This is a genomic window from Brumimicrobium mesophilum (assembly GCF_003025005.1).
Classification (GTDB): Bacteria; Bacteroidota; Bacteroidia; order Flavobacteriales_D; family Crocinitomicaceae; genus Brumimicrobium; species Brumimicrobium mesophilum.
Map to the genome: position 1 here is coordinate 216,590 of NZ_PVSS01000005.1, position 22,515 is coordinate 239,104.

The 22,515-nt window shown below is 32.7% G+C and carries 15 protein-coding genes; 12 read left to right on the top strand and 3 right to left on the bottom strand.

The features are described from left to right. Nucleotides 1-16: 16 nt before the first annotated feature. Nucleotides 17-2,821, bottom strand: coding sequence for a TrlF family AAA-like ATPase (locus C6368_RS06955; RefSeq protein ID WP_107038467.1), 2,805 nt, complete (start codon nucleotides 2,819-2,821; stop codon nucleotides 17-19). 239 nt (nucleotides 2,822-3,060) lie between these two features. Here C6368_RS06955 and C6368_RS06960 point away from each other — a divergent pair, with 239 nt between their 5' ends. Beyond that, nucleotides 3,061-6,384: a DEAD/DEAH box helicase gene (locus tag C6368_RS06960; protein WP_107038468.1), complete on the top strand. Its 3,324-nt coding sequence runs from the start codon at nucleotides 3,061-3,063 to the stop codon at nucleotides 6,382-6,384. Nucleotides 6,385-6,474: 90 nt separating this feature from the next. On the opposite strand, the gene C6368_RS06965 is transcribed toward C6368_RS06960, so the two are convergent. Continuing rightward, nucleotides 6,475-7,944 (bottom strand): aminotransferase-like domain-containing protein, encoded by a 1,470-nt coding sequence (locus tag C6368_RS06965; RefSeq protein WP_107038469.1) that lies wholly within the window; start codon nucleotides 7,942-7,944, stop codon nucleotides 6,475-6,477. 92 nt (nucleotides 7,945-8,036) lie between these two features. Here C6368_RS06965 and C6368_RS06970 point away from each other — a divergent pair, with 92 nt between their 5' ends. From C6368_RS06970 to C6368_RS06980, 3 genes are all read left to right on the top strand, one after another. Next, nucleotides 8,037-9,899 (top strand): TonB-dependent receptor plug domain-containing protein, encoded by a 1,863-nt coding sequence (locus tag C6368_RS06970; RefSeq protein WP_107038470.1) that lies wholly within the window; start codon nucleotides 8,037-8,039, stop codon nucleotides 9,897-9,899. 195 nt (nucleotides 9,900-10,094) lie between these two features. Next, the gene (locus C6368_RS06975) at nucleotides 10,095-10,937 is read left to right on the top strand and encodes a 1,4-dihydroxy-2-naphthoyl-CoA synthase (RefSeq protein ID WP_107038471.1); all 843 of its coding nucleotides are present in this window, start codon (nucleotides 10,095-10,097) and stop codon (nucleotides 10,935-10,937) included. Nucleotides 10,938-11,023: 86 nt separating this feature from the next. Further along, nucleotides 11,024-11,638, top strand: a complete 615-nt coding sequence (locus C6368_RS06980; protein ID WP_107038472.1) for a suppressor of fused domain protein — start codon at nucleotides 11,024-11,026, stop codon at nucleotides 11,636-11,638. Nucleotides 11,639-11,689: 51 nt separating this feature from the next. Here the strand turns inward: C6368_RS06980 and yihA are convergent, their stop codons facing one another. Beyond that, nucleotides 11,690-12,295: a ribosome biogenesis GTP-binding protein YihA/YsxC gene (yihA, locus tag C6368_RS06985; RefSeq protein WP_107038473.1), complete on the bottom strand. Its 606-nt coding sequence runs from the start codon at nucleotides 12,293-12,295 to the stop codon at nucleotides 11,690-11,692. A gap of 255 nt (nucleotides 12,296-12,550) precedes the next feature. On the opposite strand from yihA, the gene C6368_RS06990 reads away from it, so the two are divergent. From C6368_RS06990 to C6368_RS07025, 8 genes are all read left to right on the top strand, one after another. Further along, nucleotides 12,551-12,787, top strand: a complete 237-nt coding sequence (locus tag C6368_RS06990) for an acyl carrier protein (RefSeq protein ID WP_107038474.1) — start codon at nucleotides 12,551-12,553, stop codon at nucleotides 12,785-12,787. A gap of 49 nt (nucleotides 12,788-12,836) precedes the next feature. Beyond that, complete coding sequence (gene fabF / locus C6368_RS06995; protein WP_107038475.1) at nucleotides 12,837-14,087, top strand: beta-ketoacyl-ACP synthase II; 1,251 nt, start codon at nucleotides 12,837-12,839, stop codon at nucleotides 14,085-14,087. Nucleotides 14,088-14,102: 15 nt separating this feature from the next. Then, complete coding sequence (rnc, locus tag C6368_RS07000; RefSeq protein ID WP_262494860.1) at nucleotides 14,103-14,816, top strand: ribonuclease III; 714 nt, start codon at nucleotides 14,103-14,105, stop codon at nucleotides 14,814-14,816. Between the two features lie 147 nt (nucleotides 14,817-14,963). Beyond that, complete coding sequence (locus C6368_RS07005; RefSeq protein WP_234369097.1) at nucleotides 14,964-17,099, top strand: M48 family metallopeptidase; 2,136 nt, start codon at nucleotides 14,964-14,966, stop codon at nucleotides 17,097-17,099. A 1-nt stretch (nucleotide 17,100) separates the two neighbouring features. Then, complete coding sequence (locus tag C6368_RS07010) at nucleotides 17,101-17,961, top strand: hypothetical protein (RefSeq protein ID WP_107038478.1); 861 nt, start codon at nucleotides 17,101-17,103, stop codon at nucleotides 17,959-17,961. A gap of 9 nt (nucleotides 17,962-17,970) precedes the next feature. Further along, nucleotides 17,971-19,497: a hypothetical protein gene (locus C6368_RS07015; protein WP_107038479.1), complete on the top strand. Its 1,527-nt coding sequence runs from the start codon at nucleotides 17,971-17,973 to the stop codon at nucleotides 19,495-19,497. Between the two features lie 25 nt (nucleotides 19,498-19,522). Next, nucleotides 19,523-20,989, top strand: a complete 1,467-nt coding sequence (locus tag C6368_RS07020) for a hypothetical protein (RefSeq protein WP_107038480.1) — start codon at nucleotides 19,523-19,525, stop codon at nucleotides 20,987-20,989. A gap of 4 nt (nucleotides 20,990-20,993) precedes the next feature. Next, complete coding sequence (locus C6368_RS07025; RefSeq protein ID WP_159038482.1) at nucleotides 20,994-22,514, top strand: hypothetical protein; 1,521 nt, start codon at nucleotides 20,994-20,996, stop codon at nucleotides 22,512-22,514. Nucleotide 22,515: the final 1 nt, after the last annotated feature.

The following is a 22,515-nucleotide window of genomic DNA, read 5'->3' on the forward strand; positions in this document are numbered from 1 at the left end:
TTGCCAGTAGTGCTTTTTAAAATCCGTATTTTTCTTTTCGTAAAATGAACGCTTTTTCACCACCTTCCATAATAGTTGTTATTTCATTTTTGATTTCGGCATTATCTATTGAACCTTCAAATTTGATTTCTCCTTGAGTTTGCTGACTGGATTCTTTATAATCGCAACAAACAACTAATTCGGCATCTCCATTTACTACAAGGTTAGCATTATGACTAGTAAAAATTAATTGTCGCTTACTTTTAGCTTCCCAAATATTTTTAGTTATATCATTTATTGCTCTATTGTCAATATCATCTTCTGGTTGGTCTATAAGTAATGGAATTCCTTCTTGGTTAAGAAGAACAGATAATAATGCTGTTGCTTGTTGACCTGCTGAAGCCTCTGCAAAAGGAATTGTATCTTCCATTTCGTTTCCAGTTGAATAGAAGAAAGATGGCTCAAATTCTATTTCTTGTGTCATCATAGATAACCAATTTTCAGGCTTGAACAATTCTACTATTTTTTCTCGATTACCATCATTAAGCCCAGCTTCTGTCAAAATTTTTGTCTCTGGCAATTGAATTGGTTTGTCTTCAGTAATTTTATATTCAGCGAGTAACCTTAACTCTTCTAAAAGTGATTTCCAAGTTTCTAATGGATTTTCACTTTGAGTTATTCGCTCACATATCGCATCTATTTTATCTCTATTTATTCGAGAGCCTGTAAAGGAATTTACTAGTTGCTCTCTGATTACTTCTATGCTAATATTTTTAGTTACTTCTGCCTTAATGATACCATTTGATAGTTTGGTGAATTCTGTGGCTTGATTGTCTAATAAATCTACCTTATTTCTATGAAATTCATACCAATTTTCTTTCTGTTCAGAGAAATTAGTTTCTGGATTTCCAAGTTCTTTAATTTTAGTCAATCTTTCATTGACCGAATTAGTGATTTCACGAATTCGATTTTCAAGATTATTTATTTCTTTAATTGTGCTTTCGTTCGATGTAGCCTTTTCCTTTATCTGATTATAGCTAGCGTCATATGTCGTTTTAAGAGTTGTCCAATCCGAAACCAATTTGTTAAACTCAATTAATTTTTCATCTTTAAATTGTTCTAGTAATTCTGATAATTTAGACTTTATTGTGTCAAATTTCGCAATTTTCTCTTTTTCTATTTTGTCGATTAAATCTTTATTTTTAATAGCTGTTGCACTATCAAGTAAATTTGGATAATCCTCTAATGACGATTGGATTTCTTCAAACTTATTCTTGAATAAATTAATTTCGTTTTTAGATTCTTGAATGTATGTTTTTTCGTTTTCGTAAAGCTGTTTCGTTTGTATTACTTTTTTATCCTCCTCACTAATCCCTTTTAAAGACTTCCTTAGGTTCTCAACTTGTTCAGTTATTGATTTTGATTGTAGATTTAATTCCACATTCTCGGTCTGAATCTCTTTTTTTCTAATTAAGTTATTGTAAGCTAATTTGATGTTTTTAGATACCTCTCGCAGATTAAAACGAATATCATTTAGTTCATTAGAAATCGGTTGTTGAATAAACCTTTTGAGTTCATCTGTTCTTACACCAACGCTACTCAATTGTTTTTGACTGTAAGCCTGAATTGGAATCAATCTGCGAATTTCATCTTCTGATACCTTAGAGAATTCACTTGTACCCATTTTTAATTGAATCTCTTTAGTAACTGAATTTCTTTTTACGATGTGCTCAATACCATTTATTATACAACTAATACGAACTTCTCCCGAAAATGGAATTAATGTTTTGTCTATTAAAACTTGTCTTCTTTTTAATATTTCCGACTGATTTTCTAAATTTTGTGAACCAATAATTTGGTCACAAAGTCCCCAACGAATATATTCTAAAACTGTCGATTTTCCAGTTCCTCTACCACCAATGAAGGCATTGTATTGCTGATTTAATTCTAATTCTATTCTTCCTAAAAATTTTGAATTTGTTACGCTTATTTTATTAATGAATACTTGAGGAAGTTCAGGTTCATTAATAGACATTCTTGATTCTTTTGCAAGACTAGCTTGTCTTAAAGCTTCTGCTGTTGGTGTTGCCCATTTTACCCATGTAGTACTTGTTCCTAGGTCTTCAAAAGTTTCTTTTCTGTTATCAGATGTTTGAAATACAGCAACAGATTTAAAACCATAATTTCTATCCTTTCCATTGATTATATTTAAATAACCTTGGTCATTTTCTGGTATTGAACCATCCTTATATCCACTAACACAAGGCATTTTTTTATAATGTTCATAAAAATCACGTCTTAATAGACCTTTATGTCCTTTTGATATATGTGGTAGTACAATGTACTTTCCTTTCAGTATGTCAATTGTATTAAGCTTTATGTGTAAATCAGGAATTCCATTTATAACATCTGATGGAATTGGAATTGTGGGTTGCGTTGAAGGTTCTTCGACTGGGCTTGGTTCTAGAGCAAGTTTAAATAAGATTCTAGTAAATTGGTCTTCTGGAAAATCTGCATCTAAAATTAAGAGTGCTTGACAAGGTGGATTACTCAAAGTCAATTCTATTCCAGGAAAAACAACTAATTTCTTCGCTTCAGGAACAGGTGTTCCACTTGAATCAACTTCATTGTTCGAAGCATTTTTAATATATGTAAAAAAAGTTAAGTCGTGATGGTCTGTTATAGCAACTGCATTAACATTTTTATCTCGGCAAGCTAATACAAATCTTTCTGCATATGCATTTCGGTCTTCATCAGAACTTGGTTTTACTCCAGACCAATTTATATCTCTTGGCGAGTGTACTTGAAAATCACAATTATAGAATTTAGTTCCTTTGTTCATTGGTTAGTTTTTGCATTACTGGCAACAATTGGCTATACGCATTGCGCATAGCCAACATATATTCTTCACCCAAATTTAACATTTCAATTCAACTTTCGCAAGCTATAATGATTTTACCCTACTCCTTTATAAATTTCAACACTTTTACCTCACACCATCGCTCTAAAAGGAAAATTCGCAAACATCCGCCTGCTCCCCCACCCAACATTCTAAAAATAACCCTATTTTCGCTTTAAGAAATGACAGCAATACGAAAGCAAATAGAAGAATGGAGGGATGGTCTTTTGACACCTAATAAAAACGACGTTTTGTTGAATCTTCTTCCTGATGTCAATGCTTTTGCCATTGATGAAGTTTATCAAGAAGAAAAGACTTTTAGCCTGGAAGAGAATCCGTTTCTAAGAAAAATCTATAAACAACATCAAACTTCGATAAAAGAAAGTGGCTCTCCAATTTTTGGAATTGCAAAAGGTAAAATTGCTTTTGAATTTGAAAGTCAGAATTATGAAATGCCGTTTTTACTTGCGGATGCATTCATTCAACGCAATAGATTTAATGGCAACTTTGAAATTAAACAAACCGAAGATTTTTATATCAATCCTTTATTGCTCCACAATTTAGGAATTCAGGAATTACCAGATGAAATTGAAGCAGCCGCAAAAAAATTAGACGAACTAGGATTAAAATCGACTTTTGAAAATGGAATTTGGATTGCTAATTTTCATCCCCATCGTTTTGTTCTTCAGAAAGAATTTGATGCCATTTTAAACGCTCCTAAAATCAGTGAATCTCTAAAAAGTCTATTTGGTGAAAGCAGTGAAAATGTAGAATTGGCAATGGCAAACTACTGTTTATTCCCGTCTGATGTGACTCAACAAGCAGCAATTGAAAAAGTAAAAACCAACAATACGGTTATTCAAGGACCTCCTGGAACAGGAAAATCTCAAGTCATTACCAATTTGATTGGAAAATCTTTGGGTGAAAACAAAAGTACTTTGTTGGTTGCTGAGAAATCCGTAGCCTTACAGGTGATTTATGACAAGATGAAAGAAAAAAAACTTCATCATTATTCCATTTTTTATCACCACGAATTGAAAGCCAAGCAATTTGTTCGCTCTATTCAAAGTACTTGGAATTATATAGAAAGTTTGCAATCCAAACTAATTGTAGTTGGTGAACAATCTAATTTATTGGAAAAAGGTCTTGATTTAACTTTAGACCGATTACGTCAAAAAGATTTAATTGGAGGAATTTCTTTTAGTGCATTTAAATCGGAATATAATGCTCAAAACGTATCGATTTACGTTTACAAAAAGCCAACTATTTCAACATGGAAAAAGGATAGAATTGTGCTTGGAAAATTAGAGAAAGATGGATTTCCTGTTTTTGGAAGTTGGTTAAACATCAATTTTTTGCAGATTTCATTTCCTGACATACAACAGGCCGTTAAAAGAACAATTCAGCAACTAAAATCAATAAAAAATAAAGAAATCTCGATTTCCGATATTGAGCATAAAATCAAATTAAACGGATTGGTTTCTTTGTTTTATCACAACGATCAGGTTTTACCTGTTTCGGTATTCGAAAGTGAAAGCAGACTCCAAAAACAGTTTCTAAAACTTTTCAATTCTTTCATAACATTAACTGAAAAAGAAACCGAGTTAAAAGCCGAAGAAGGTTTATGGGACAAAGCTTTTAGTTTAACAGAGCTGAATGAATATATTTTAGCATTGTCCAACACAAAAAAGTACAGTATTAAATCTTGGATGACGAGAAACAAGCTTTCTAAGTTCACACATTTGAACATGTTGGATACCAAAAAGGCTTTGGAAAACCTCGTAGAATTAAACTCCGTTAAACGAGACCTTATTTCAACAAAAGAAAAGCTACGGAAGCTAAAACTTCCTGATGAAATTGCTGTTTTAAATCATATTAATTATGCGATTAACAGAATCAATTCAGTCGATAAAAATGACTTTCAGAACCTTCTTGAAATGTCAGAGAACGAAAGATTGATATTAAAAAATTCAGGTCAGGATTTAAGTGATATTCAATATTCATTGCGACATTATTTTTCACTAAATGATGGTCCAATTCTAGATCAATTAGAGGCGATCGAAAGTGAAATTCCATTAATGATTGAAAACCTTTCAGAGCTAAAAGAGATTTCAATTGAAACTAAAAGTGTTTTACAAGAAACACAATCAATAGCAGAAGCTAATTCTGCCATTTACAATTCCCATTGGAAAGATTTTAAAGGTCAATTTCCAACATTAGCTGAAATTTCAGGTAAAGAAATAAAGCAAAAAATTGAGAATATTATTGAATCTTTCATTCAAGAATCAATAGATTTTGGGGAATCAATCACACAAGAAATCAAAAGGAAATTTGAGCAATCCCATACCTTATTGCAAACTCCGGCTTCAAAATTATCAGATGAAGAAAAACAATTAAAAAAAGATTTACGAAAAGGGAAATCCATTTTGGTTAAAGCATTTGATAAAAAACGCGTTTTCCCAAGTGTTAGAGAATTATTGAAAAGCGAAGCAAGACTTTGGATCCAGCTTTTACATCCTGTTTTCTTGTGTAGTCCATATAGCGTAGCCAAAAGTTTACCTATTGATTATCAATTTGATTTGGCCATTTTTGATGAAGCAAGTCAAATTCCTTTGAGTCATATTGTGGGAACAGTACAACGCTCAAAACGAATTGTCATTTCGGGAGACCAGCAACAAATGGCACCACAGTTTTATTTTCAAAAGAAAGCGCTTCATCAATCTGACGCATTGCATCATGCAAGCTTCTATTGGCAAAATGTGATTTTAACCCATCATTACCGATCTGTTCACCCCAATTTAATTGAATATAGCAATCAATATTTTTATGAAAATCAATTAAAAACCTTTCCTACTCCATTTTCAAAAAAACCAATTGATTTAATTACCACAGATGGAATTTTCAACGAAAGAACGAATGAAAAAGAAGCGGAAATAGTTTCTAAAATCATTATTGATAAAATCAAAAATGAAGCATTTAATTTTGGACTGGTGGCTTTTAGTCAAACCCAATTGAAAGCTATTTTAGAAAAAATTCCAACGAAATATTTAGAGCAATTGGAAAACAAAGATTCTATTTTTGTTCAATCGCTAGAAAATGTTCAGGGAGATCAATGCGAACATTTGATTATTAGTTTGGGTTACGCCAAAAACGAAAATGGTGATTTTCATAAACGTTTTGGACCTCTGAATCAAGAACAAGGTCACAGAAGGCTGAATGTTTTAATGTCTCGAGCAATTTCAAAAATCACATTTGTTCGAAGTGTGACTTCAGCAGATTTTTCAATTTCTAGTAACGAAGGAGTTGAGAGCTTAAGAAAACTAATGATGTTTTTAGAGCAAGAGGAAAATACAGAAATAGTAACACATTTCAAAAATGGAATTGAGCGTAAAGAGGATATTTTAATAATAAAAGATATTGCTTCAAGTTTTAAAAGTGGAAATGAGGTGGTAGACTTTTATCGGACATCGGTGAGTAGAGGTTGGAAAGTGGAGATTGCTCTGTAATGGAACGCGGTCCCGAAAACTTTCGGGAACACGGATGCATCGACAAGCTCAACAGAACTGCAAGCAGCTTGGATAAACGCGGATTTTTTTTTAATCTTTCACTCTATCATAACTCTCCCAAAAAAGTTTCAAAAACTCTTCCATTTCCTCGAAATTCCAATGCGCAAAGCCTAAGCGAAGTGCTGTTTGTTTTTTGTTTTGATACATGCAAATTCTTGGGAGAAAAATGTCTCTAGATTTCATTTCCTTAGCGAGTTGAGTTAAAGAAATTTGTTCCTTAAATTCAATCCAAAATGCAAACCCATTCACTGGTCTTTCAAATCGGATAGATTTCCCAAAAAAATGCCGTAGCAATTCTTCAAAGTGCAACATTCTTTCTCGGTAGATTTTGATTGCTTTCTTCTGATAACGAAATAAATCTCCCTCTGCAATCATTTCTCCCAAGACTTGTTCCAAAACAAAATTTCCTTGCGGATTGAGCACTGAAACATGCTTTTTAGATTCCGCAATAAAATCTTGTGGAGCCATCATAAAACTCAATTGAAATGTTGGATGAAGATGTTTTCCGATCGATCCCATATGAATAATTCTACCATTCGAATTATTGGTTGCCATTGGTAAACCAACTTGTTTTTGGTAGTTAAATTCGAAATCTTCACTGTCTTCGATAATCACAAAATCATATTCTTCTGCTAAATTGCTCAATTCCCTTCTTTTCTCTTTTGACAAAACTGTAGTCGTTGGATAACTTTGTTGAGGATTCAAATAAATACAACGAATGTCTCCTTTTTTGTAATTGTTTCTGATGTACGAAATATCCATTCCATCTTCTTCTAATGGAACTGGTTTTACCTTCACTTTTTCTTGAGTAAATACCATATTCATCTTGAAGAAACTTAATTCACCAACCAATACAATGTCATTTTCATTGAACAACATTTTTGCAAGTGTATAAAAAATCATTTCTCTGCTTTTAGCAACAAGCAATTGATTTTTTGAAATATGAAATCCACGGGTCAAATTCAAGTAATAACTCAATTGCTCTTTGAAAAACTCATTTTCTTGAACAGCATAATTTCCAATTTTACTTTGGATATTCCTGCGCTTTAAAGCTCCTGTATAAAATCGAGATAATTCTTGTGTTTTTATTATCCTAAAATCCGGTTGACCATCATTACATACCAAACGATTGTTTTCTTTTTCAAATGGAGAAGTCAGGATAAATGACTTGTTAAATGAAAAATTTGCTTTTTCACCTGTTTTTTCAAGATTTAAAGAAAGATCAGCATCTTTTTTAGCCCTTAAATCGGGGTTTTCAACAAAAGCCCCCACTTTAGCGTGAATCCTTATCCAACTTTGCGCTTCCAATTCTTCAAAAGCAGCAACAATTGTTTTTCTATGAACACCCAATTCTTCACTCCAAACTCTTGTTCCAGGCAACTTAACACCAACAGGAATCAGCCCTCTCTGAACAGCATTTATAAATTGGTAAGCTATCTGAAGATAAAGCGAATCTGACTTTCTTCTGTCTATCCTGATAAATTGAGCTATTGAAATCAAATCTGGACTATTTAATATTTAAAAACTGGACTACTTAATAAAATACGAATGTAGCACCTTTGCACCGAAAAATATAGTTCAGAAATAAAAATATGAAAAAGTTTATTGCATTTACATTACTTTCGATAACACAATCTATCTCGTTTTCACAAGAAGATACCACCGTTTTTAAAGAAGTAATTATTCAACAAAATCGATTAGATATTCCAGTGAATCAAGCTACTCGGAATATTGAAATTCTTTCAGCAGAAGAAATTAAGAAACTGCCTGCAAGAACAGTTAATGAATTATTAGCTTATGTTGGTGGAGTCGACATTCGTCAACGTGGACCTTTTGGAAATCAAGCTGACATTAGTATTGACGGGGGTTCATTCGAACAAACACTTGTCTTACTCAATGGTGTAAAATTATTGGATGCGCAAACAGCGCACAACATGATGAATATTCCAATTCCATTAGACGCAATTGAGCGTATCGAAGTTTTGAGAGGTCCTGCTGCTCGGGTTTATGGAATTAATGCATTAACAGGGGCTATTAACATTGTAACTAAGAGTTCTAAGGAATCTTTTGTGGCCCTGAATACTTTCGCAGGATCTTCTTTTGAAGAAAAAGCAGACGGAGATGGCGATGGAATTTATGGTGGTGGTGGAGTTCAAGTTACTGGTAATTTCAACACTAAAAAACAGAATCATCTAATTACAATGAGTCAAGATTCGTACAATGGTCAGCGATTCAATACAGCCCAAAATAACACGCGCTTATTCTATGCTGGAAAGCATAATATAAACAACAAAAACAGCATCCAATGGATGGGTGGTCACACCTACAATGACTTTGGGGCGAATAGTTTTTATGCTGCTCCTGGAGATATAAATTCACATGAAACTGTAAAAACAACACTTTTTAGTCTTTCGTCAACTCATGAAATTGGTCGACTTAAAATTTCACCAAGAATTAGTAATCGCTACAATGAAGATGATTACAGATATTTAGGAAAAGACATCGACGTTGCCCGATCAAAACATTATGCGAACGCTTTGATGGCTGAATTAAACACAAGTGTTGAAACATCAATTGGTGATTTCGGTTTAGGATTTGAATCTAGATTTGATGAAATCAATAGTTCAAATATTGGTCAGCACAAACGAGACAATTATGGAATTTCTTTAGAATACCGCAAAGTATTTTGGAGAAAATTAATTCTTACCGCTGGAACTTACGTGAATTACAATACAGATTATGACTGGCAAGTTTATCCAGGAATAGATTTTGCATATCGTTTTTCTCCAAATTGGAAAATTTATGCGAGTGCTGGGTCAGGACAAAGAATTCCATCTTTCACAGATTTATATCTGAATCAATTACCGGGAAATGTTGGAAATCCGAATATTCAACCGGAAGATGCTTGGGCGTATGAGGCTAACTTTCAATATACGAGGAAAACATTAAAAATTAAAGGTGGATACTTCTATCGTTCTATCAGTAATTACATAGATTGGGTTCGAGATATGCCTTCTCTTCCTTATTCGCCTATTAATATTGGAGAGAATTTAGTTCATGGAATTCATGCGGATATTTCACAACAATTCGAGATTAAGCAAAAACATAAAATCGGATACAAAGTGAATTACACCTTTTTAAATCCAAGCTATAATTCAGAGGAAGAAATTCAATCTAAATATGTTTTAGAGTCTCTAAGAAATCAATTAATTGTCGGGGTAAACTATGCCTATGCCAACTTCTCTATTCAAATCAACAACAGATTTATTGAAAGAGAATTAAATGACCCTTATCATTTATTGAGTGTTCGTGCAAATTATGATATCAACAATTTCTCAATTTACACTGACGTTAGTAACATTTTTAATTCCGAATACATAGAGGCCGGAGCAGTTCCTATGCCACCTCGATGGTTTACATTGGGAGTTAGATATGTCTGGAAGAAAGGAAAATAGTTATTTGCTGTTGTTTTAGAACAAGTTTTAAAACAACTAAAACAGATTGGGCAAAATCAATTTAATATAGCAGGATGGAGACGTCCTGCTATTGATATATAATTTCAACCTAAACGAAACAAAAAGGCTTGATTCTAACAAATTCGTATCTACAATTCTTCTTAATTTCCTTATCTTCACCCCAAAATTTTGAATATGGCAAGTGCAGAATGGAAAACAGTAAAAGAATACGAAGATATAACATATAAGAAGTCAAATGGTGTAGCAAGGATCGCTTTCAACAGACCAGATGTTAGAAACGCTTTTAGACCAAAAACAACATCAGAATTATACGAAGCTTTTTATGACGCTCAAGAAGACACTTCAATTGGAGTTGTATTATTGTCAGCTGAAGGACCAAGTAGTAAAGATGGAGTTTATTCTTTCTGTTCTGGTGGAGATCAAAAAGCAAGAGGACACAAAGGATATGTGGGAGAAGATGGAATGCACCGTTTAAATATTCTTGAAGTTCAAAGATTGATCCGTTTCATGCCAAAAGTTGTTATCGCTGTTGTTCCAGGTTGGGCTGTGGGTGGAGGTCACTCTCTTCATGTTGTTTGTGATATGACTTTAGCGAGTAAAGAGCACGCAATTTTCAAACAGACAGATGCTGATGTTACAAGTTTTGATGGTGGATACGGTTCTGCTTACTTAGCAAAAATGGTTGGTCAGAAAAAAGCACGTGAAATTTTCTTTTTAGGAAGAAACTACTCGGCTCAAGATGCAGTTGATATGGGCATGGTAAATGCAGCAGTTCCTCACGCAGAATTGGAGGACACAGCTTTCGAATGGGCGCAAGAAATTTTGGCTAAATCTCCAACCTCTATTAAAATGTTGAAATTTGCAATGAATTTAACAGATGATGGAATGGTTGGTCAACAAGTATTCGCTGGCGAAGCTACTCGTTTGGCTTACATGACAGATGAAGCAAAAGAAGGGCGTAATGCATTTTTAGAAAAACGCAAACCTGACTTCAAAGACATCAAGTGGATTCCTTAATCAACTTATAGAATAATGATTCCTCCCGAAGTTTTACACTTCGGGATTTTAAATACATCCGAATTTCAGACGGTTAACAAGATAGAATGAGCGATTTAAAAACAGCATTAGAACAACGATTTGGCTCACACCGAGTAAGTGATTACCCGATTAGCGAAGAGGATTATATCGATTTATTAAAAATCGAAGTTGAAAAGAAATTTCCGCTTACCATTATTTGCACGAATGGACTTTCATCTTACGAAATGCCGGTTATAGACAGATATAAAGACAGAAAACATACAGAATTATTTTTCTGTCTACCTGGGTATTGGGATTTAAATGATGTTGAAAATGAAAGCATGATGTGGCCATTGAAAGTTATTCAAAAACTAACAAAAAACGTCATTGAAGGTGAAACTTGGTATGGTCCTGGTCATACAATTTCCAACGGAAACCCTTCCACCAATATTTCAAAAACAATGATGCAAGATAATTTCCTACTTTCAGAACCCATAGAATTGGAAGATTTTTTCTCGCCAATAACCGTAAACAGTACAACAGTTAATTTTTTAGCAATAATTCCAATATTCCACAAAGAATACGAACAAAAAGTACATCAAGGTTACCCTAAATGGATTAAGAAATTTCGCAGTAAAAACGGAAATGAAATTTTGGACGATTACAGACGTTCAATCTATAAGAGTAGATGGTTTAAATAATTTATTTTTAAATGTAGAAGTACAAAGCATAGCGCCTCTAGATAAAAAAAATTACATCGGTTCAAATGCTTCGTTTATTTCAGAAATATAATCCATAACTTCATCTCTTCCTTTTGCAGAAACACTTGAGGTTACAAAATGCGGTGGCATAACCTCCCATTTTTTCAACATTTCTCTTTTATACTTTGCCAGTTTTTTGTCTAGTTCAACCGCAGACAATTTATCCGTTTTAGTGAATACCATAGAAAAAGGCAAACCTTCAGTAGCGCACCACTCCATAAATTCAACATCAATTTTTTGAGGTTCTAAACGACTATCAATCAAAACGAAAGTATTTAACAAATTCTCTCTCGTAAGTAAATATTCTTCAATAAAAGTTTGCCATTTTTCCCTATTGGTTTTGGATGTTTTAGCATATCCATAACCCGGTAAATCAACTAAATACCACTCCTTATTAATAACAAAATGATTAATCAATTGAGTTTTTCCAGGTCTTCCTGAAGTTTTAGCCAACTTTTTATGGTTGGTTAACATATTGATTAAAGAGGACTTACCTACATTTGAACGGCCTATAAAAGCATATTCAGCAAGTTTGGGAGCTGGACACTTTTCCACCTCAGTATTACTAATTACGAACTCCGCAGAATGAATCACCATGACATCAAATTTTCCACAAAGTTATTTTTTTAAAATCAGCAAACATAAATTTGATGTCTAAAATCATTTTTTTTTCTATCTTTAACGCATTACTAAATGTTTTAGTAATAAAAATTATGCCCTAGAAGGCAACCATATTAAGTAAACCTTGGGTAAAAAAAGTTTTGCAAAGTATTATTTCATGTTTTAATTTTGAATTTAAGAACATAACTTATTTCTTTGCAGGCTGAAAATAACCCTTTAAAATAGAAAAAAATGTCTGATATCAAATCAAGAGTTGTATCAATTATCATTGATAAGTTAGGAGTAGAAGAAGCAGAAGTAACTATCGAAGCTTCATTCACAAATGATCTAGGAGCAGATTCTCTAGATACAGTAGAGTTAATTATGGAATTCGAAAAAGAATTTAACATTGCTATTCCTGATGACCAAGCAGAAAACATTCAAACAGTTGGTCAAGCAGTTACTTACATTGAAGAACACGCAAAGTAATCTATAAAGATTATTAAGCAAATTGTTATTATAAATTTAGATTTTATTCATGGAACTTAAACGAGTTGTTGTAACAGGATTAGGTGCATTAACACCTATTGGTAATACAGTAGAAGAGTATTGGAACGGATTAATTTCCGGGAAAAGTGGTGCTGCCCCTATCAAACAATTTGATGCTTCTAAGTTTAAAACCCAATTTGCCTGTGAAATTAAAGACTTCAATGTAGAAGACTTTATTGATAGAAAAGAAGCTAGAAAATTAGATCAATTTTCTCAATATGCCATGGTTTCCTCTTCGGAAGCCATGGCTGATTCTAAACTTATGGAATCAGATCCGAATAAAGACCGCATTGGGGTTATTTGGGGGTCAGGAATTGGTGGTTTAAAATCATTGCAGGATGAACATGAAAACTTTCTAGATGGCGATGGAACTCCTAAATTTAATCCATTCTTTATCCCTAAAATGATTGTTGATATCGCCGCTGGCCACATCGCAATTAAATATGGATTACGCGGACCTAATTTCGCTACAGTTTCAGCTTGCGCTTCTTCTTCTAATGCAATTATAGATGCTTACAATCTAATTCGATTAGGAAAAGCAGATGCAATTGTATCTGGTGGTTCAGAAGCTGCCGTGACAATAATGGGAGTTGGTGGATTTAATGGATTGCGTGCCCTTTCTATGCGTAACGACTCTCCAGAAACTGCTTCTCGCCCATTTGATAAAGACAGAGATGGATTTGTTCTAGGTGAAGGAGCTGGAGCATTGATCCTTGAAGAATATGAACATGCTGTTGCACGTGGTGCAAAAATTTATGCAGAAGTAGCCGGTGGAGGAATGTCATGCGACGCTCACCACATTACAGCACCTCACCCTGAAGGACTTGGAGCAAGAAACGTAATGATAGAAGCATTGAAAGATGCAGAATTAACCCCAGAGGATGTAGATTACATTAATGTACATGGAACTTCAACTCCATTGGGAGACATCTCAGAAACAAAAGCAATTAAAGATGTTTTTGGAGAAAATGCTTACAACTTAAACATATCATCTACTAAATCAATGACAGGTCACCTTTTAGGAGCCGCAGGTGTTATTGAAGCAATCGCTTGTATTCTTTCAATAAAAAATGATATCGTACCTCCTACTATTAATCACTTTACAGATGATCCCGAATTTGATAGCAAGTTAAACTTTACGTTTAACAAGGCTCAAGAGCGCAAAGTCAATGTAGCATTATCTAATACTTTTGGCTTTGGTGGTCATAATACTTCTACCATTTTCAAAAAGTTAAAGTAATAGGATTTGAAACCTTTGTTTTCATTTAGAAGAAGCCCTAAAAGCAAAAATGATCTTAAATTAATACGATTCATAATTAAGCAATTTGGTTATAGACCAAAAAAGTTATTACTTTTTAAAATTGCATTGACCCATAAATCGATTTCTAATTCTTCAGATAAACTCATCTCAAATGAGCGACTTGAATTTCTTGGTGACACCATAATTGATGCTATTGTAGCCGATTTCCTTTACCATAAATTCCCTGAAGAGGACGAAGGGCATTTAACCAAGGTAAAATCCAAAATGGTGAGTCGTAAAACTTTGACAAGTATTGCTCAATCGATGCAAATCTCCGACCACATCGTCTACCAAACAGGAAGAAGTATTAGATTAGCCACTCTCGAAGGGAATGCATTTGAAGCTTTGATTGGTGCTATTTATCTTGATTCAGGCTATGATGCCGCTAAAAAATCAATTAACCATTCTGTTTTAAGAACACATTTAGATTTACCTACGCTTTTAGAAAAAGAAATCGATTTCAAAAGTAGGTTATATATTTGGGCTCAGAAAAACCGTTTAGAAATTGAATTCAAATTATTCAATGAAAAGTTTGCTGACGGAAAATGGAACTATGGCATTGAAGTATTTATTAATTCTAATCCCTACGGAAGAGGTTCGGGAGATTCTAAAAAAAGTGCAGAACAAGCAGCTTCAAGAGAAACTTTACAATTGATGGGTATGATCTAAAACCCAATGCACCATTTCTATAATGGCTTGATTTGATGTAACTTTCCTACCGAACTAGCTTTTATTGTACTTATTAAAACACTTCCAGCATCATCTATTCTAAATATTTGTTAATTTTACAAATTGATAATTTCCAACCCTACTATGATGATTCAAAATCTTAGAAAAATTTTCACTTTGTTATTGCTTACTCCTTATTTGCTGGTAGCACAAGATAGTACATTCAACAACTTTAAGACTACCTTATCCTCAGGAGAACCACCAGCGATATTTGTAACATCTTTTAAAGATAAAATAGCTGCTAAAATTGAAAGCAAGTCCAACTTAGGAGAAGACGATATAGAAAATTTCGCACTCTATACCAATTACGCATTAAATAATTTACTTCAATCTGGCTCTGTTTTATATGGAGATCCAATGACACAATTTGTCCAAAAAATTGCCGACAAGCTTTTAGAGAATGATGCTAAATTGAAAAGCGAGTTACAGTTTTATGTAATAAAAACGAATATCACAAACGCACTTTGTACAGACCCTGGGGTAATATTTATCACTACAGGGTTAATTTCTCAAATTGAGAATGAAGCCCAATTGGCTTACATAATTGCCCATGAGATTGTACATTATCAGGAAAAACACCTTGAAGAATCTTATTCTAAATCTAAGGAGAATGATTTAGATCCAAACTCCTCCTATGAGGATTTGGTTTTACTTTCTAAAGACCATGAATTTGAAGCTGATAAAAATGCTTTAAAAATTTATCATTCAGCGGGTTATTCTCACAAGGAAATCAACACCGTTTTTGATGTACTAATGTATTCCTATTTATCTTTTGATGAAATAAATATTGATCAAAGTTTTTTCGGAAATCCAAACATTTATGTCCCAGAGTCGCTTTTCCCTGAAAACGCAAATCCAATATTGGCTTTTGAAGATTACGATGACAGGAAAAGTACACATCCAAATATTAGAAAAAGGAAAGACGCCATTGCTAAGGAAATAGACAAATATCAAGATTGGAAAAACAACACAAATTACATTTCTTTAGAGGAATTTAATCATGTGCAAAACATTTCTAGACTTGAGTCTGTTCGTGGTAATTTGATTACAGCCAACTATGTTAAAGCATTATATGAAATATATATTTTAGAAAAGATAATTCCAAATAATGAATATCTTCAAACTTCAAAAGCTTTTGCATGGAACGCGATGAGTCAAACGTCCATTTCAGGTAAAAAAAGAACATTCCTTAATAACTTAGACGAAAAAGAAGGAGCTATTTCAATGCTATATGGCTTTTTAAATAACTTGAGCAGGGAGGAAATGGCTTTAATGGCTGTTAGGCAAGCGGAAGATGCTTATCTAAAATTCCCTTCATCTACACAATTAAAATCCATCAGAAATCAAACAATCTCGAACTTAGCACATTTAAGAAATTTTGAAATCAAAACACTTGAAAAAATAAGTTTTAATGCTGCAATTGATTTAAGAGAAAATAATGATAAGGATTCAATCATTTCTGACACTTTAGAAATAGAAGAAGAAACAAAATATGATAGAATCAGAAGAATTCGTGAACAACAAAGTTCTTCGGGAAGCACAGCTGAACTAATAGATGAAAACTTCTCTACTTTTTTACTCTTCGACTTGGCGTCAAACCGCGAATTTTATGAACTATATGAAAAAGAACAAGAAGATTTAAAGCTTCAAAAAGAAAATAAATTAAGCAGTAAGTCAAAAAAAGAACGTAAGGAGATTGTCAAAATCGAAGAACAAAAATTAAAGGAAAGTGATATAATTTTAATTACACCTCATTTAGAGGCTTCCAAAAAGGGTAGATTTGATTTAGAACAAACTTTGACATTTTATGAAATAATGACAGAGGAAGTTTTAAAATACGCTCCAAAAGACAGACTCCATAATAAAGATATTGCGCTAGGAGAAAATTTCACTACTAAAAAGCATAATGAATCTAGTCTTATCAATTCGTTTTTAATTCAAATATCCAACCTTGAAAACAGCAAATTTGGAACATTAATTTTCGATTATGAAGAGTTTGATCAATTATTCGCAAATTATAAAAATCCTTATCTTCTATTAATAACAGGTAAAGCCAACAAATCATCGTCTCTCAGTAATAGTCTTTCAGGACAAGCACAATACATTGAAGTTTCAACAGGTGAGGTGTCAGGGTCTGGTTACTATTCTGTTCCAATGAAAATTAGAAAAGAATCAGTTGGTGGATTAGCATTTGAAATATTCTCTAAATTTAATTTGAAATAAAATGAAAATAACTTGTTTACTTAGCTTTGTATTTATTTCTACTGTATTTAGCCTTTCTGTAACGGGACAAGATTCATATTTTTTTAATCAAAAAAATATGTTTTCTGTTCGTGCTAGCTTTAATCCAAGGTTAATACCTATGCGACAAGACAATAACAGTTATTCGCAGGATGGGATAGGACGTGGAACGTACTATCAGTATTACGATGAAAGCAATAAACTTTATGAAAATAATCAGAGATATAACTTAATGTTGAATACTTCTTATGCTAGATTATATGATGGAAACAAAATAATCGGTGTTGAATTCAATTATCAAAAACACAATCTCACCATGAATGAGAATGCAAATTGGTACAGTTATCAAGAAATAGATGGTTCTTATATCACAGAGCCATTCTTAATTTCTACTCCAGTTTTTAACGTTTTTGATATTCAAATACTTTCTGGAAGATTTAATGGTAATTTCATTTCTCCCAATAAACACTTATGGACTTATGGTCTTGGCGTGAGAATATTTTCACTTGACCAAAATCAGAATTATCGCATGGATGTCGAGACCCCAATTACTGATTTGGAAAACTTAATAGAAGATTTTGATAGGGTCTACGTCTTCACTAGATTATCCATTAATTACACCTACCGTATTCTAATTACTAAAAGTTTAAGTTTAGATCTTGGTATTAATGCAAACTTTGGTCTGTACCAAGAAATGGATCCTGTTTATGGAAACCCGGGGCAATCATTCTATGATGGAGGAAATTCACCTATTTATTCAAGGTATTTTGTAAAGAACAAATTAGGACATGAAACTTTCTTCAATATCCTTTATTTCAGAAGTGGATTGTCTTTTGCATTATAAGAAGAAGCTATGTTAAAAAAGCTATTTACATTCCTTGCGGTCGTCTTAATTTCATTATCGGCTATATCACAAACTGTTATTTCAAGTGAAAAAACCGTTAAAAATAAACCATCAAAAAGGAGTTTATTGCATTTCCATAATGATTTAAGCATCTTTTCGAAACGTTCCCTTGTCGCAAATCCAGGAGCTACCGGATATATGCTTCAAGTGTTTAAAGGAAAGAAAAAAGAAATAAAACGCTTCAATGCAAGTACTAAATTCAATGGTGATTTTTCTAATGTTACAGATTATATTTTTAGAGAAGAGTCCTTCCTAACAATTAACGAGTCGAAAATTGAAAATGTAATTACTTTTCATTTACAAGAGTTTGACTACAATTTTAAAAAGATAGGTGAGCCAATAAAACTGGTAGAGATAGAAAATGAAACGAATAAACCTTTCGCAGCAGGAAATTATAATACTATTGGTATTTTTCAAGGTAAAACTTATGCTAAAAAATCTATACAATTCCAATACAACAAGGAGTCTAACCGTTATGTTTTGATTGTGGAAGTGGACATTTCTAATAGAATGGGATATTTGGAAATATTCGTATTTGATAGCGATTTTTCATTAATTACTTCCCACAATATTAAAGCAGAAAATGAGAAAGATAATATTACTGTTAGCGAGATAACGACATTACCACATGGCGAGATTTTGGCAATAGTTAAAAACATCAATGGAAGCCAAATTAATGAGTTTTATCTCCTTCATCTATTTGATGATGGTAACTATCAAGTTAATGATTTAAGACCTAACGAATCAACTTTAATCGATACTCAATTTAGCAATTATGGTACAAATGATAAAATCATAATTTCTATACTTTCTCAAAATTCAAATGGAAATTTAAGTGAAGGAACAATTCAAAATTACACCTATGACTGCATTTCATCTGAATTGACAGAAAAATCTATTGAAATCGACATTGAAGAAATAATCACAAGCGAATACAATAGTCTCACGACCATGGAAATTCAAAGGATTCATTATTTAAAAGATCAGTCTGTAGTGGCGCAATTATGTGAAACAAATTATAGTTACGGAAATGATGTAGCATCATCTCTTTCCAGCAAAAATATGGTAATTTTTAAAATTGAAAACGGGAATGATTTGGCATGGATAAGACCAATAGAGAGGTATGGCTTTTTTAATTGGACTGAGACTTTCGGTGCTAATTTAGATTATCTTACCGATGATAACGATCTTGAAATTATTTTTAATGGCTCAGAAAGAGACTTTAGAGATGGATATTATTCAGCCAATAATTACGGTGTATTCAATAAAACAGGTACGAACTATAGGGCAATTCCTGTAAAAGCAAAAATCAATTTAGCAAATGGTGAGGTTGAAATAAAACGCATTCTCCCTGATGAATATCTAAGTAACTTCTCTTTAGGGGACGCACAAAAAATGGATGGAATAGGAGTTTATAAGCTGTTTGTTAAAAACGCCGGAAAATATAATGTTTCAGTAATAGATTTTAAGAAATAAAGTGAACGCAATAAAAAATAACAAAATGAAAAAAACAATATCAGTTTTAACGATTTTGATGTTGTCCTTGTCAATTAATGCTCAAGATATCATATCTTCTAACAAGGCCAAAAGAGTAAAAACCCTCAAAGGAGAAGGCTTGATTTATGCCAATGAAAACATTTATCTACAAAAGGTAAAAAGTAATAAAATAAGCATTTATAAAGATGGAAATAAGGTTGGAAGTCAGAACTTCAATAAAAAAATTGATGGAGAACACACTAAGACTGTAGAAACCATTTATAGCAAAGAAGGAATTACGAGAATATACAGTGTAGAACAAGATCAATCTATTGAACTGTACACTCAGAAATATACTCTGGAATACAATCCGGTTGGCAGTCCGATGAAATTTGCTAATATTGAAATGGATCAAAACAACTTATCCACAACACAATACTATGCTGAAAACAATGAGCAAACTGGAAACACATTAATTTCTATTCATCTAAAATATCGAAATACCCCGAACCAATTACAACTTTTCCTCTTCAATCAAGATTTCCAAGAATTAAATGCTTTGCATGCAACTGGTTCAACAAATTTCAGTCAATTTGAAATTATCACCTCTAAAGTATTAACCAATGATAAGGCAGTATTTCTAGTAAGAGAGTATGAACAAACTACCTCTGGATATACGACTACAAAAAACATTTTCGCTTCAAACATGATCACTTTTAGTCAGGAAGAAGACCCTAAAATCAACGAAATACTACCTGATCATAGTAAAATAATTAAATACATAATTAGTGAGAACATAGCCGACAGCAAGGTCTTGATTGCTATTCAATCTCAACTAATCAATGATGACGCTGGGGAGCAAAACAACGAAAGAGATAAAAATATACTAGGAGTCTACACTTATAATTTTAAAACTTCTGAATTATCCCGAAAAGCATACCCATTAGATCTCGAAATTAAAAAAACCAGAAGAGGTATTGGTTCTATCGCAAAGGTCATCTATGATAAGGAGGCCTCAAGTTATTTTGTATTTACATTACCCGGTTCTATTGGAGGAGTAGAATATGGAGCGCTAACCCTTAAATTGGATGAAGATGGTAAATACCTTTGGGGAAAACCTCTCACTAGAAAAGATGTTGCTAGCGTCACCTACAATCTAAATGGATATTTGATGTACATTAATGATCAAAATGAGTTAGAAATGATTTTCAACAGTAAGAAAAATGTCTTTAAAAAAGGAGAATATGAACCCAATGATAGCAATGGAATATGGTTTTTTCATAAAATGGACGTAGGAAAAAAAATCGTTCCTATCAAAGCTACATTCAATTCTGAATCTGGAGAAATAGAGATTAATAGAATTTTCGAAAATGCAAATGTAAATTCAATTTCTTATAAAAATGCAATTGAAACTAATGAACAAGGCGTTTATTATACTATTCATAATATAGGAGGTAAAACATTTGTTTCAAAAATCAACTTTAAGAATTAAAAATATGAATAAAATAATATCAGTGGTTACAATAGTGTTGGTGTCAATATCAATCAATGCGCAAGAGATTAGTTCATCTCAAAAAACAAAGAGACAAAATGAAGTAAAAGTTCAATTCCGTCACTTCCACGACGATTTAATTATTAACGACTTATCAAATACTTTTATAGGAGGGGTTACAGATTTTAAAACATGGGGAACAACTCTTGGTAAGATAAATATAGTAAAAGGTGAAGAGGTAATAGTAAAAAAATTCGACCCTCTTTTTTTAACCAGTAAAGGAGATAAATATGCCCGAGGCTTAATATTTAAAGACGACCGATTTGGCATTTTAAATACAGCCATAAAGAGTGGAAGAATATCAATTGTAATGCAGGATTTTGATTACAAATTGAATAAAGCGGGAAGCCAAAGAGAAATTCTTGAAACCAATTTAACTATCGACGAGAAAACATTAGGTTTTGGTAGAAATATATCAACTCAAAACACTCACATTCACCACGATAAAAAAACAAATTCTGTTTTTTTAGAGTTAGAAGTAAAAAACTCTGAAAAAAGATCATTCTTAACATTGATGGTGTTAAATGAGGAATATGAAGAAATAAGCAGAATTACGATCCCTGCACAGGATCACAAAAAGGGTGTACAATTAGTAACCCATAAAGTGCTAGAAAATGGTGAGGCCTTTGCTATTGTTGAAGAAACTGATGGTTACGGTGACATTCATGCATATAATTTCATACATTTTGCAAATGACGGAAGTAATAACCACGTAATAAAAGAGATTCTACCTGCCAAAAAAAGTATAATTAATAGTCAAATCAGTGAGAATTCATTCGATGACAATGTAATCATTAGCATATTGTCTAGTGGTACTTTAAAGGATAAAGAAAGAGATAGTGGTGCATTAACAGCTTACAAATACAACCTAAAAACTGGTGATATGGATTATATCACTTACGCTCTAAACAAGAACCAAGTATTAACTGGAAATGATAATAACTTACAAAATTTGAGGGATATGAAAACTGAATTCCTTCCAGATGGTTCTGTTTTATTCTACATGTTTGGAGCTTACAAATCAGTAGCTTTATACCATGACAGAAGTATAATCGTAATAAAAGTTGATAAAAACGGAGAATTTCAATGGTTAAACACTATTGGCAGAAATTCTAAGAGTGTTGTGAAAAACAATACAGTAGGATATCTAACTTACCTTAATGGAGAAGGCGATTTAGAAGTTATCTTTAATACTTCAAAATCAGCATTAAAAGGAGATTCATACTCACCTAATCTAGACGGCAATCCAGATTATTTAAATTTGGGAGGAACAGTTAAACCAGCAAAAGCAAAAATTAATCTGGAAACTGGAGAAATGGAAATTAAAGCAATCAATTTTGCTTCAAATATTAATTCGTTTTCTTTTCCATCTGCAAGAGAAATGGAAGAAGTGGGTGTTTATAAAATAATGCACAGTAAAGGAAAAGATACATATATTTCAACAGTTGATTTTAAAGATCAATAAA

Coding starts and splice junctions, on each gene's coding strand:
- fabF (WP_107038475.1), top strand. CDS start 12,837: ATGGAACTTAAACGAGTTGTTGTAACAGGATTAGGTGCATTAACACCT.
- C6368_RS06990 (WP_107038474.1), top strand. CDS start 12,551: ATGTCTGATATCAAATCAAGAGTTGTATCAATTATCATTGATAAGTTA.
- C6368_RS07015 (WP_107038479.1), top strand. CDS start 17,971: ATGTTAAAAAAGCTATTTACATTCCTTGCGGTCGTCTTAATTTCATTA.
- C6368_RS06960 (WP_107038468.1), top strand. CDS start 3,061: ATGACAGCAATACGAAAGCAAATAGAAGAATGGAGGGATGGTCTTTTG.
- C6368_RS06955 (WP_107038467.1), bottom strand. CDS start 2,821: ATGAACAAAGGAACTAAATTCTATAATTGTGATTTTCAAGTACACTCG.
- C6368_RS07010 (WP_107038478.1), top strand. CDS start 17,101: ATGAAAATAACTTGTTTACTTAGCTTTGTATTTATTTCTACTGTATTT.
- C6368_RS07025 (WP_159038482.1), top strand. CDS start 20,994: ATGAATAAAATAATATCAGTGGTTACAATAGTGTTGGTGTCAATATCA.
- C6368_RS06980 (WP_107038472.1), top strand. CDS start 11,024: ATGAGCGATTTAAAAACAGCATTAGAACAACGATTTGGCTCACACCGA.
- yihA (WP_107038473.1), bottom strand. CDS start 12,295: ATGGTGATTCATTCTGCGGAGTTCGTAATTAGTAATACTGAGGTGGAA.
- C6368_RS06970 (WP_107038470.1), top strand. CDS start 8,037: ATGAAAAAGTTTATTGCATTTACATTACTTTCGATAACACAATCTATC.
- C6368_RS07005 (WP_234369097.1), top strand. CDS start 14,964: ATGATTCAAAATCTTAGAAAAATTTTCACTTTGTTATTGCTTACTCCT.
- C6368_RS06975 (WP_107038471.1), top strand. CDS start 10,095: ATGGCAAGTGCAGAATGGAAAACAGTAAAAGAATACGAAGATATAACA.
- C6368_RS07020 (WP_107038480.1), top strand. CDS start 19,523: ATGAAAAAAACAATATCAGTTTTAACGATTTTGATGTTGTCCTTGTCA.